This is a genomic window from Streptomyces sp. G-G2, from assembly GCF_030063135.1.
GTDB lineage: Bacteria > Actinomycetota > Actinomycetes > Streptomycetales > Streptomycetaceae > Streptomyces.
In genome coordinates this window covers 1-11,697 of record NZ_JASISO010000021.1, presented here as the reverse complement: position 1 = coordinate 11,697, position 11,697 = coordinate 1, and the positions used below count along the sequence as shown (strand labels likewise).

Genomic DNA, 11,697 nt, shown 5'->3' with positions numbered 1-11,697 from the left:
CGAAACTCCACCGCTGCTTCCCTGCCCCCTAGCCGAAAGGCATCTGCCGTCCGATGACACAGCTTCGATCTCATATTCCCTAGCGCCGCCCTGCTACGGGAGCGCCGCGGCCCCCAGAACTCTTTGGACCAAGCCAACCACCGCGCCACATACCAAACGGGGCGCCCCGCGCCGTCCCCCGCAGGGCGAAATCGTCCCGGTTGGGCGCAGTGACCGCTCGGTGAGCGGCGGACCCTCGAGAGCAACCGACGCCTCGGATGGGCCCTAAGCCGACCGCACCGCCGGAGGAGTTGTTCTCCGTGTGCGAACTCGGTGGCTTTTCGCTGGACTTTTCAAACGTTCCCCCTATGGTCATCGTCCCACCATTCCTCCGCCCAGGGGAGCGTGACCGACCTGCTTCTTGCACCGACTCGCCCGATCGGCGCTCTGCGCCATCGCAAGGACCCCATGTCATCCCAGGAATCCGCAAAGAGCGGACGAAACGTTTCCCCGGCTCTGGTCACCGGCCAATGGCGCACGACCGACGAGCTCGCGCGCATCTTGAACGTCGATCCCTCTACGCTACGTCGCTGGCGCACGTCCCGACCCCTACAAGGGCCGCCGTTCGTCCCTGTGTCCGATCGCGTCACCCTCTACAGCGCGATTGACGTCGAGCACTGGCTGCGCAGTCGCCGTGTCGATCCCGAACAGGCGGCATGACATGGCGATAGCGCCCCCCACCGCCGCTGTCGAAGCCGTTCCGATCGGGGTCCGTCTCACCGCTGATGTCGAGTACCGGCCCAATCGCCCTTCGCCCTACCGGGCACGCGTGCGCTGGCGGGACCCCGAGACCAAGTCCCGCAAGTCCGTCTCCGAAGCCAAGGAGACCGAGGACGAAGCTCAGGAGTGGATCTCGGCCCTGGTCGAGGCCGCCCAGGCCGGCATCAACCCGTCGCTTGCCACCATGCCGCTGGCCGACTACGGCACCGCGAACATGGACCTCGCGCTTCGAGGGCTGGAACTCAAGGCGCTCGACCCCTACATGGCCGGTTGGCGTCTGCGCGTAGTGCCCTCCCTCGGGCACCTGCCGGTTCGGATGATCACCAACGGCGCCGTGGACCGCACCGTCTACCGGTGGATCGCAGACGAGCTCAGCCGCTCCACCGTGAAGAACACCATCGCCGTCCTCGTTCGCGTCATGGAGCAGGCCGTTCGCGACGGTCTCATCAAGGTCAACCCTGCCTGGGTCAGCGGCTGGCAGCGCCAGTACCAGCAGGTCGAGGACGAACTGAACGATCCGCGTGCGCTGGCCCTGCCGGACTGGGAGACCCTCCAGGCCCTCGCCAAAGCCCTGGTCGCTCGCTCATACGGCCAATACCAGGGCTGGGGTGACGTCGTCGCCTTCGCCGCATCCACAGCAGCCCGCATCGGTGAGGTATCCGGAGTCCGCGTCAAGGAGACATCGACACCGACAACTGGATCTGGACCGTACGACGGCAGACCACCCCCGCCCAAGGCGGGCTCGTCGACAAAGCCACCAAGGGAAAGCGCGCCCGCAAGGTACCCCTCATCGAAGAAGTACGGCCGATGGTCGCCCAGCGGCTGCTGGCCGTCGGCAATGACCCCGATGCCCGGAATCTTCTTCGGACCGCGTGGCGGTCGCATCTCCACCGCCGTCCTGCGCGACGCCACTCACTGGGACGACGTCGTCACGGAACTCGGCTTCGAACACCTACGACGACACGACCTGCGGCACACCGGACTGACCTGGTTCGCCGACGCCGGCGTGCCGCTTCACGTCCTACGCAAGATCGCCGGGCACGGCTCGCTGACTACCACTCAGCGCTACCTGCACCCCGACGCCGGCCAGATCACCGCAGCTGGTGCCGCGCTGTCTGCGCACCTCATGGCGCTCCGTGCACCTCGTTCGCTGCCAGTCACGGCCGTCGCCGCGATCTGACCCGCACTGACCGTCCTGGTCCCCAACTGGTCCCCAAAAACGATCAAGGGGCCGTTTTGGATTGCTCCAAAACGGCCCCTGACCTCGACTCTTTCGAGTCGGGACGACAGGATTTGAACCTGCGACCCCTTGACCCCCAGTCAAGTGCGCTACCAAGCTGCGCCACGTCCCGGTGCCTCTGTCACCTGGGGTTTCCCCCGGGCGGCGTTGCATGGGAAACATTACCCCACGCCGAGGGGTGCGTACGCATCCGTGACGGGGTGGGGCGAGGATGGGGGTGTGGCAGCGGAAGCGAGAGACCGGGACGATGCGGGGCGGGCGCGCAGTGCGCGTCCGCGCGACGGGCTGGGGCGACCCCTGCCCTACGGGGCGGCGGGCGTCGAGCGGCAACCCGAGGGGGTGCGGCGGACTCCCGGCGGGACGGTGCGCGAGGCGCAGCGGCTGCTGGACGCGGGGATGCCGTTCCACGCGCACGAGGTGTTCGAGGACGCCTGGAAGTCGGGGCCGGAGGCCGAGGCTCCGCTGTGGCGGGGGCTGGCACAGCTCGCCGTGGGGCTCACCCACGCGGCGCGGGGGAACACGGTGGGCGGGGCGCGGCTGCTCCGCCGGGGCGCGGCCTCCCTCGCGGAGGTGCCGGGGGCGCACGGGATGGACGTACCGGGCCTGGTCCGGTGGGCCGGAGAGCTGGCCCACCGGGTCGCGGACGGGGCGGTGGTCGACGCGGCGCGCGAGGCGCCCCGGCTGCGCGGTGGCGGTTCCGCGTCCTAAGAGCTGTCAGGACGCGGGCTGGAGCAGGTCCCAGCGGTTGCCGTAGAGGTCCTGGAAGACGGCGACGGAACCGTACGCCTCGTGGCGCGGCTCCTCCAGGAAGCGGACTCCCTCGGCGGTCATCCGGCCGTGGTCGCGGGCGAAGTCGTCGGTGTACAGGAAGAACCCGACCCGGCCGCCCGTCTGGTCCCCGACGCGCGAGCGCTGGGCGTCGTCCTTGGCGCGGGCCAGCAGGAGGGCGGATTCCCGGGCGCCGGGCGGGCGGACCACGACCCAGCGGGACCCGTCGGGGCGCTCGGCGTCCTCGGTCAGGTCGAAGCCGAGGGCGCGGGTGTAGAAGTCGATGGCCTCGTCGTAGTCGTGGACCAGGAGTGCGGTGAGGGCGATGTGCGCTGACATGCTTCCTATTGTGCGGTGAGGAGTACGACCTCCAGGGCGCGGGGGCCGTGTACGCCCTCCACCCGGTCGAGCTCGATGTCGCTGGTCGCCGAGGGGCCGGAGATCCAGGTCAGCGGGCGGGTCGGGTCCAGCAGCGGCAGGGCGTGCGGGACCGAGTCCACCACCTGGTCCGGTACCCGGACCACGCAGATGTGGTGGTCGGGGACGAGGGTGATCCGGCGCCGTCCCTGGCCGGGTCCGCCGTCGAGGACGATCGTGCCGGTCTCGGCGATCGCGAGGGCGCAGCCGGTCACCACGCTGTCCACCGCGTCCAGTTCGTACGGGGTGGCGGCCGCTCGGTCGGGCACCCGGGCGGGGTCCGCCGCCGCGAGCCAGTGCGCGGGCAGCCCGTCGGGTACGAGGACCGTCCGCGCGCCCCGCTCGCGCAGGAGCCGGGCCAGCAGCGGCGCGAGGCAGTCCCCGGCGACCCGGTGCACCGTGGCCCGGTACTCGGCGAGGTGGGCGGCGAGCAGGTCCGCCGACTCCTCGGGGGTACGGGCGCCGTGGACGCGGAGGTAGTCCCGGGGGACCTCGGCCGCCGGCCCCGAGCCCGCCGTCGCGCGGCGGATCCGGGCCAGTACGCGTTCCCTGCCGCTCATGTACGGCCTCCCCGCTCCCGGGCCCACCAGTCGCGGAACGGCTCCGCCGGGAGGTCGGGCAGCTCGCGCGTGTCGGTCCAGGCCCGGCCGGGCCCCGGCAGCCGGTCTGGACGCAGCCTGCGGGCGCGGGCCAGGAGCCGCTCCCCCGCGCGCAGCGCGCCCGGGCGCTCCAGCAGCAGCCGGGCGGCGCGCATCGCGGCGCGCTCGGCGGCGTGGCCCCGGGCGGGCCGGATCCGTACCCGGACGCCCTCGCGGGTGACCGGGCCGCCCTGGACCACGCGTTCGCGCAGGTGGACCAGGACCTCGGGGATGTCGATGGCGACCGGGCAGACCTCGTAGCAGGCCCCGCACAGGGTGGAGGCGAAGGGCAGGGAGGCGTCGATCCCGCTGGCTGTGCCCCGGAGTTGGGGGCTGAGGATGGCGCCGATCGGGCCCGGGTAGACGGAGCCGTAGGCGTGGCCGCCCGCGCGCTCGTACACCGGGCAGACGTTGAGGCAGGCGGAGCAGCGGATGCAGCGCAGGGCCTGGCGGCCGACCTCGTCGGCGAGGGTGTCGGTGCGGCCGTTGTCGAGGAGGACCAGGTGGAAGGCGCGGGGCCCGTCGCCTTCGGTGGTGCCGGTCCACATCGTGGTGTAGGGGTTCATCCGTTCGGCGGTGGAGGACCGGGGCAGGGTCTGGAGGAAGATCTCCAGGTCACGGAAGGTGGGGACGACCTTCTCGATGCCCACGACCGAGATCAGGGTCTCGGGGAGGGTGAGGCACATCCGCCCGTTGCCCTCGGATTCGAGGACGACCATCGTGCCCGTCTCGGCGACCATGAAGTTGGCTCCGGAGACGGCGACCTTGGCGCGCAGGAACTTCTCGCGCAGGTGCAGCCGCGCCGCCTCGGCGAGTTCGCGGGGGTCGTCGCCGAGGCCGTCGGGCGCGGGTCGGCCCCAACGGCCCATCTCCGACGCGAAGATGTCGCGGATCTCGCCCCGGTTGCGGTGGATGGCGGGGACCAGGATGTGGGAGGGCCGGTCGTGGCCGAGCTGCACGATGAGTTCGGCGAGGTCGGTCTCGTAGGCGGCGATCCCGGCGGCCTCCAGTGCCTCGTTGAGGCCGATCTCCTGGGTGGCCATGGACTTGACCTTGACCACCTCGCGCTCTCCGGTGGCCAGCACGAGGCCGGTGACGATCCGGTTGGCCTCGGCGGCGTCAGCCGCCCAGTGGACCGCGCCGCCCGCAGCGGTGACCGCCGCCTCCAACTGGAGCAGGTAGCGATCGAGATGGCGCAGAGTGTGGTCCTTGACCGCTTTTCCGGCGGCGCGCAGCCGGTCCCAGTCGGCGAGTTCGGCGACGGCGCGGGCGCGTTTGTCGCGGATGGTGTGGGTGGCGCGGCGGAGGTTGGCCCCCAGGGTCGTGTCCCGTACGGCCTCCCGCGCGGCGGCCCGGAACGGCGGGAAATCCCCGGGGGCCGACGGCTGCGCCGGATGCTGCGGGCGCGGCGGATGCTGCGGGAAGGCGGGCATGCCCAGGTCCGTGGGTTCCGTGCCTCCCGGAGGTGCTGTGCGTCCCGGAGGTGCTGTGCGTCCCGCAGGTGCCGTGCGTCCCGCAGGTTCCGTGCCTCCCCTCCCTTCTGTGCCGGTCATCGCGCGGGGTCCTCCTCGGTCGCGGCCAGGATCTCGGCGAGGTGCAGGGCGCGCAGCGGATTCCCGGCCCGTCGCAGGGTTCCGTCGAGGTGGGCCAGGCAGGAGTTGTCGGCCCCGCACAGCACCTGGGCGCCGGTGCCGGTGGCGTGGCGGATCTTGTCGGCGCCCATCGCGGCCGACACCTCGGGGTTCTTGAGGGCGAAGGTCCCACCGAAGCCGCAGCACTCCTCGGCGCCGGGGAGTTCGATCAGTTCGAGGCCCTTGACGGCGGCCAGCAGGCGGCGCGGCCGGTCGCCGAGGCCGAGGGAGCGCAGCCCGTGGCAGGAGGGGTGGTAGGTGACCCGGTACGGGAAGTACGCGCCGACGTCGGTCACCCCGAGGACGTCCACCAGGAACTCGGTCAGCTCGTACACCCGGGGCGCCAGACCGGCGGCCAGGTCGGCCAGCTCCGTGCTCCGGCCCTCCGCCGCCGCCCGTCGCCCGATCCTCGGGTAGTGCTCCCGGAGCATCGCGGCGCAGGAACCGGAGGGGGTGACCACGTGGTCGTACCCGGCGAAGGCCCCGGCCGTACGGCGCAGCAGTGGCTCGGTCTCGTACCGGTATCCGGTGTTGTACTGGGGCTGACCGCAGCAGCTCTGCCCGGCGGGGAAGTCGACTTCGACCCCCAGCCGCTCCAGCAGCCGCACGACGGCGATCCCCGTCGAGGGGTACAGCGCGTCGTTGACGCAGGTGACGAACAGGGCGACCCGCATGACCCGCACCATAGCCGGGTGCAGAATGGCCCGGTGAAAAAGTTCTCAGTGATCGGCATAGGCGCGGGCGACCCGGACCACCTGACCCTCCAGGCGGTGAAGGCGATCGGCGCCGCGCACGCGTTCCTCATCCTGGAGAAGGGCGAGGAGAAGGCGGACCTGACCGGGCTACGGCGGGCCATGCTCGACGCGCACGCACGCCCGGGGCACCGGCTGGTGGAGGGCCGCGACCCGGACCGGGACCGGACCCCCGCCGACTACACCCCGACGGTGGACGGCTGGCGCAGCGCGCGGGCCGAGCTGTTCGAGCGGTTCATCGCCGAGGACCTCGCGGACGGGGAGACCGGCGCGTTCCTGGTGTGGGGCGACCCCTCCCTGTACGACTCCACACTGGCGATCCTCGACGAGGTGCTGGAGCGGGGCCGGGTGGCCTTCGAGCACGAGGTGGTACCCGGGATCAGCAGCGTGTCCGCGCTGCTGGCGCGGCACCGCACCAACCTGAACCGGGTCGGCCGTCCCGTCCAGATCACCACCGGGCGGCGCCTCGCCGAGGGCTGGCCCGAGGACGTGGACGACGTGGTGGTGATGCTGGACGCCCGGCACGCCTTCACCCACCACCTCGACCAGGACCTCTTCATCTACTGGGGCGCCTACGTGGGCACCGAGGACGAGATCCTGGTCTCGGGGAAGCTGGCCGAGGTGGCCGCGCGGATCGAGGAGCTGCGCACCGAGGCCCGGACCCGCAAGGGCTGGATCATGGACACGTACCTGCTGCGCCGGAACTGAGCCGGGCCGGACCGCGACGGCGCTGCTCAGCCCAGCAGCGCGGCGAGCCCCGCCGCCAGGCGTTCGTACTCCTGCGGCCGGTTGTAGATCTGACCGCAGACCCGGATGCCGCCGCCGCCCGGCCAGGGCCAGACCAGGACCCGGATGCGCAGCCGCGCCGCGATCTCCTCCCGCAGGGCCCGGGCGCCGTCCTGGGTCTCCGCGATGCCCGGCGGAAGCCGCAGGGCCCGCATGGCCAGGCCCTCGGTGTGGGGCAGCGGGACCAGTCCGGGCAGCTTGGCGAGCAGGGCCGCCCCATAGGCGGCCAGCGCGCTGTTGTGGGCGCGCACCGTGGCGGCGTCGAGCCGGGCCAGCAGGTCCAGGCCCTCGGGGGCGGCGAGCCAGCCCGTGTAGTCGACGGTGGCGCGGCCCTCCACGGCGCGCGGGAAGCCCCGGTGGTGCTCCCAGGAGGGGACGAGGGGCCGGATCCGGGCCCGGTGCTCGGCGTCGGCGACGGCGAGCACCGCGCTGCCGGGCGGCGCGTACCCCCACTTGTGCAGGTTCCCGAACCAGAAGTCGGCCCGCCCGGCGAGCGGATCGGGAAGCATCCCGAGGGCGTGCGCCCCGTCCACGACGGTGGTGATCCCGCGCTCGGCGAGGTCGGCGAGGAGCCCGGGCGAGGCGATGACCCGGGCGGTGGGCGAGCTGATGTGGTCGAGGACGGCCACCTTGGTGCGCGGGGTGAGCCCGGCCAGTACGGCCTTTCGTACGGCGTCCTCGTCGGGCAGCGCCGGGTCGAGGGAGACGGTGGTGAGCGGGGCGCGGCGGGCGGCGGCCTCGACGACGGTGCCGTAGCCGTGGTCGGTGACCAGGATCTCCTCGCCCTCGGCGAGCCGCAGGGCGCCCAGGGCGAGGTTGGCGCCCTCGGTGGCGTTGGAGACGAAGGCCATCGTCTCGGGGTCGGCGTCCGGGTCCAGGTGGGCGGCGATCCGGGTACGGGCGGCGGCCACCCGGTCGGGGGCTTCGACGAAGAAGGCGTCGGGGTCGGCGTGCGCTTCCTCGCGCAGTGCCTGGTGGGCGTCCTGGACCGGTATCGGCACGGCCCCGAAGGAGCCGTGGTTGAGGTGGGCGATGTCCGGGTCCAGGCGGAAGAGGCCGGCCCCGCCGGGGAAGGCGGACGGGGTGGTGGGCTCGGTCACGGATACCTCCGGGTGTGCGGCGCGGTAAAGCGGGTCCGCCGGACGGCGGCGCTGTCCTTCCGGATCATGCGGGGGTGCCCGCGTGCTCCGGAAGGGCCAATTACGCCACGGCGGACGGCCGCACGGCCTGCGGGAGGGCGCCGCCCGCGCCGAGTTCCGCCACCCGGCCGTCCGGCGCGACCCGCCCGACGAGGCGCCCCGGAGCCGGAGCCCTCTCCTTTAGGGCTTCCGGCCGCTGGTGGCCGCGTAGTACTGGAGGTCCTGCACCTCGACCTTGGGGTCCACCGGATACGGCAGCTCCGCCTGCGCCCCGCCCTTCCCGTCGCGCACCACCTGGGCCGAGCTGGTGCCGGTGCGCAGCGGCAGCAGTTCGCAGTGCACCCCGGCCCCGGCGTCGTAGGTGTCGTGCGCGGTGCCCTCGGTGGTACGGACGGTGGCGGGCGAGGTCAGGAAGCTCAGCACCTCCACCGTGTCCCGGGGGGCGGCGCTGCCCTTGCGCAGGGACATCACCAGGGACTGGGCCCCGGTCGGGTCCGCCGCCGCGAACTGGGTCCGCGAGCTCAGGTACAGGGTGTCCCGGACGATCTTCGGCCAGGCGCCGGTCTTGAACTTCGCCAGGTAGTAGGAGCTGAGGTCCAGATAGGCGTGGCCGTTGTGCAGCGAGGGCGCGAACTGGCTGCCCTCGGAGTAGTCGTTCCAGGTGGTCAGCTGCACCCAGTCGGCGCCGTCGTCGATGGCGTGCGTCCAGGTCGCCCGCAGGGTGGCGGTGTTCCCCGCCTCGTCGTAGACGCCCTGGTTGGGGCGGGCGTCCTGGACCGACACCGGCTGCATCCAGATCTTGCCCTGGCCGTGGGTGCGCTGGACGTCACTGGCGGAGCCGTCCTGGCCGACGTAACTGCGGCTGCCCCACTCGGAGAACCCGTAGCTGATGGGGGCGAACTGGGCGCCGTTCGCGCCGAAGTCGAGGAAGAGCGGGACGAAGGCGGTCCGGATGCCGTGCTTCGCCTTGAGGCGGTCCATGACCTTGGTCCACCAGGCGGGGCTCTTCTCCTCCGCCTTGAAGGGCGAGACGACGAGGCGGCCGTCGGAGAGGCGGTGCGCGGCGGGGGCCCTGCCCAGCGCGGCGATCGCGTCCGCGAGCACGGCCGGGGCGTCGGTCCTGAGGGAGGTCATGTCCGGCATCAGCATGACCTTGAAGGCCGGGTCGACCGAACGGGCGGCCTCCATCAGCAGGTTGGCGCGGTCCCAGTTCGCGCCGGAGAGGGAGAGCAGGTCGAGGGTGAAGCCGTCGATCCCGGCCGCGCGGGCGGTGCGCACCTCCTGTTGGAGGTTGGCCAGCTGCCAGTTGCCGTCCTTGGGCTGGACGGGCAGCGGCCGGTCGCGCAGCAGTCCGCCGTACCGCTCGTGCTTGCCGTTCTCCCCGTTCGGGGCGAGGTAGTTGCGCGTGTAGTAGTCGCTGTCCGCGCTGGCGTTGTCCAGGGAGAGCGGGTAGGGGGTGAAGTAGTGGGCGAAGACCAGCTTGCGGCCCGAGCGCAGGTCGGCGGCGGCGGGCAGGTCGAAGGGCAGCGCGCCCGCGGACCGCTGGCCGGCGGTGTCCCCCGCTCCCCGGCCGGGCGGGGCGGCGTCGCTCGCGGTGCCGTCGGGGGCCGGACTGCCGTTCGGCGCCGCCGAGTCGGCCGCCGCACCGGCTCCGGACCCGGTCCCCGAGCGGCCCTCGGGACCGACGGACCAGGGGGCGCCGATCTCGGGCGCCGAACGGTCGTGGCGGGAACTCACCGAGAAGGGGTCCCAGGCGATCCCGGTCGCGGCGCAGACGCCGACCAGGAAGAAGGCCGAGAGGAGCACGGCGAGCACGGATCTGCCCCGGAAGCCCGCACGGCGTCGGTGCGATAAGGGTCGTCTCCGGCGCTGCGCTCTCATCTGGATCCCTTCCCGGAATATGCCCCGTGCGGGGGCTGCACAGCAGTAGAGCCGATTCCCTTCATCCGGACAACCGTTCTCCGGGTGAGGGCCCCGGCACGTACGTCACGGGGACCACAGCGACTACGCCGAACGACTTCCCCGGCTCTCGCCCTGGCACCTGTCCGGGAACGCGTCCTGACGGCCGGCGGACGGCGCGGACTTCGCGTCCGGCTCTCCCCCGGATGAAGGGAACACGCGCCCGAACAGGCGGTCGTCACAGGCGGGTTGGCGCCGTCCGGTCCTACGCACCGGCCCGCGTGGCCCCGAGCGGACCCGGCCTCCTGGAGGCTTCGACGGAATCCGAAATTCCCCTGGCCTTAAGCCCCCAGTGGCGGATAATCGACGGCATGCGGCTCGAATCAACCCTCTTGCCGCGCTTGGCCACGCATGCAATGGGGGGCATCGTGCCGATGGGGGAACCCGAACACGCATCGAGACGCACGGGGACGGGCACGCGGACGGGCACGGGGTCAGGGACGGACACGGGAGCAGGAACGGACACGGGTGCAGGGACGGGTACGGGGACCTTACCGGCGACGTCCGCCGAGCTGTCCCGGCTGCTCACCGCCGTACGGCGGGGGCGGGTGCTGACCGTCACCGGGGGGTTCGGCGGGCCGCGCAGCCTGCTCGTGCGGGAGATGGCCCGGCGGCTCACGTCCAACTTCTGCGACGGGGTCGCCGTCGTCACCCTGGACTACGCCTCCGGGGTCCGCGAGCTGGTGGCCGCGCTGGGCTCCGTACCGGGGATGCCCTACCTGCCGTACGGGTCCGCCAACGCGGCGTCCTGGCTCGCCGAGCGGGACATGCTGCTCGTCCTGGACGGTTCCGACCGGCTGACCCCCGAGGCCCTGAGCTGGCTGCGGATGCTGCTCGCGCGGGCGCCGGGCTTACGGATCCTGGCGGCGGGACGGTACCCGCTGGCGCTGGAGCAGGAGCGGGTGCACCGTCTCTGACCGCAATCCCCCCCGCCACAACGCCGCCATGGGACTGCGACGGGACCGCAACGCCCCGGGCATTGAGCGGGCGGCCACCCCCGCGGCGGGCCGGACCGCGTCCGGTGCCCGGCCCAGCATCCTGCTGATCGTCACCGACGACCAGCCCAAGCACACCGACTGGGCGATCCCCCGGACCACCGACTGGCTCGGCGGCCAGGGCGTCACCTTCACCCACGGGCACTCCGCGACCCCGCTCTGCGCACCGTCGCGGTCCCCCGTCTTCTCCGGCCGCCACGCGCACCACCACGGCGTGCGCAACAACTCGGCCTCCTACAGTCTCGACCAGCACACCACCGTGCAGCGGTACCTGAGCGGCGCGGGCTACCGCACGGGACCGCTTCGCGCCGGACGCCCCGGAGCGGGCGATGCGCGGCGGTTCGCACATGTGCCACGACTCGTACTGCAACCGCTACCGGGTCGCGGCCCGTACCCGCAACACCCCCGACAGCTCGGCGGGGAACATCGGCTTCCGGGTGGCCGCGGACCCGCGGCCGGCGGACCGGGCGGGACTTTTGAACCTGCCCTAGATGAATGAGTCCAAGGGGTGTCGTTGCGGTCAGTGGTCGTAGGCGATCAGTGACCGCTTGACCGGCTGCCCAGTCTTGTCGTTGTGCCAGATCGCCGCCGTGAGTGCGAGGATCCGGCACAG

Annotated in this window: 11 protein-coding genes, 1 tRNA gene and 2 pseudogenes; 7 read left to right on the top strand and 7 right to left on the bottom strand. The window is 72.4% G+C overall.

Features of this window, described 5'->3' with window-relative positions; genetic code table 11:
- Nucleotides 1–384: 384 nt before the first annotated feature.
- Both QMF80_RS18095 and QMF80_RS18090 read left to right on the top strand, forming a co-directional pair.
- On the top strand, nt 385–699 hold the full coding sequence (locus QMF80_RS18095; RefSeq protein WP_283454505.1) for a helix-turn-helix domain-containing protein: 315 nt from the start codon (nt 385–387) through the stop codon (nt 697–699).
- Between the two features lies 1 nt (nt 700).
- A complete protein-coding gene (locus tag QMF80_RS18090; RefSeq protein WP_283454503.1) occupies nt 701–1,939 on the top strand; it encodes a site-specific integrase in 1,239 nt (412 codons plus the stop codon).
- Nucleotides 1,940–2,037: 98 nt separating this feature from the next.
- Here the strand turns inward: QMF80_RS18090 and QMF80_RS18085 are convergent.
- Nucleotides 2,038–2,111 (bottom strand) — tRNA-Pro (locus QMF80_RS18085).
- 107 nt (nt 2,112–2,218) lie between these two features.
- Between QMF80_RS18085 and QMF80_RS18080 the strand changes: the two genes are divergently transcribed.
- Nucleotides 2,219–2,707 (top strand): DUF309 domain-containing protein, encoded by a 489-nt coding sequence (locus QMF80_RS18080; protein ID WP_283454501.1) that lies wholly within the window; start codon nt 2,219–2,221, stop codon nt 2,705–2,707.
- Between the two features lie 6 nt (nt 2,708–2,713).
- Here the strand turns inward: QMF80_RS18080 and QMF80_RS18075 are convergent, their stop codons facing one another.
- The 4 genes from QMF80_RS18075 to QMF80_RS18060 form a co-directional block, all read right to left on the bottom strand.
- Nucleotides 2,714–3,106 (bottom strand): VOC family protein, encoded by a 393-nt coding sequence (locus QMF80_RS18075; RefSeq protein ID WP_283454499.1) that lies wholly within the window; start codon nt 3,104–3,106, stop codon nt 2,714–2,716.
- Nucleotides 3,107–3,111: 5 nt separating this feature from the next.
- Nucleotides 3,112–3,744: a LutC/YkgG family protein gene (locus QMF80_RS18070; protein WP_283454497.1), complete on the bottom strand. Its 633-nt coding sequence runs from the start codon at nt 3,742–3,744 to the stop codon at nt 3,112–3,114.
- A complete protein-coding gene (locus QMF80_RS18065) occupies nt 3,741–5,255 on the bottom strand; it encodes a lactate utilization protein B (protein WP_283454495.1) in 1,515 nt (504 codons plus the stop codon). The genes QMF80_RS18070 and QMF80_RS18065 overlap by 4 nt, the downstream gene beginning before the upstream one ends.
- Before the next feature lie 116 nt (nt 5,256–5,371).
- The gene (locus QMF80_RS18060; protein ID WP_283454493.1) at nt 5,372–6,127 is read right to left on the bottom strand and encodes a (Fe-S)-binding protein; all 756 of its coding nucleotides are present in this window, start codon (nt 6,125–6,127) and stop codon (nt 5,372–5,374) included.
- 33 nt (nt 6,128–6,160) lie between these two features.
- Between QMF80_RS18060 and cobF the strand changes: the two genes are divergently transcribed.
- Nucleotides 6,161–6,913, top strand: coding sequence for a precorrin-6A synthase (deacetylating) (gene cobF / locus QMF80_RS18055; protein WP_283454491.1), 753 nt, complete (start codon nt 6,161–6,163; stop codon nt 6,911–6,913).
- A 26-nt stretch (nt 6,914–6,939) separates the two neighbouring features.
- On the opposite strand, the gene QMF80_RS18050 is transcribed toward cobF, so the two are convergent.
- Nucleotides 6,940–8,091, bottom strand: a complete 1,152-nt coding sequence (locus QMF80_RS18050; protein WP_283454489.1) for an aminotransferase class V-fold PLP-dependent enzyme — start codon at nt 8,089–8,091, stop codon at nt 6,940–6,942.
- A gap of 219 nt (nt 8,092–8,310) precedes the next feature.
- The gene (locus tag QMF80_RS18045) at nt 8,311–9,945 is read right to left on the bottom strand and encodes a glycoside hydrolase family 71 protein (protein WP_283454487.1); all 1,635 of its coding nucleotides are present in this window, start codon (nt 9,943–9,945) and stop codon (nt 8,311–8,313) included.
- 692 nt (nt 9,946–10,637) lie between these two features.
- On the opposite strand from QMF80_RS18045, the gene QMF80_RS18040 reads away from it, so the two are divergent.
- From QMF80_RS18040 to QMF80_RS18030, 3 genes and pseudogenes are all read left to right on the top strand, one after another.
- A complete protein-coding gene (locus QMF80_RS18040; RefSeq protein WP_283454484.1) occupies nt 10,638–11,006 on the top strand; it encodes a hypothetical protein in 369 nt (122 codons plus the stop codon).
- 28 nt (nt 11,007–11,034) lie between these two features.
- Nucleotides 11,035–11,319, top strand: a pseudogene (locus tag QMF80_RS18035) (sulfatase-like hydrolase/transferase); the annotation flags it as partial.
- A 73-nt stretch (nt 11,320–11,392) separates the two neighbouring features.
- Nucleotides 11,393–11,575, top strand: a pseudogene (locus QMF80_RS18030) (SUMF1/EgtB/PvdO family nonheme iron enzyme); the annotation flags it as partial.
- Nucleotides 11,576–11,697 lie beyond the last annotated feature (122 nt).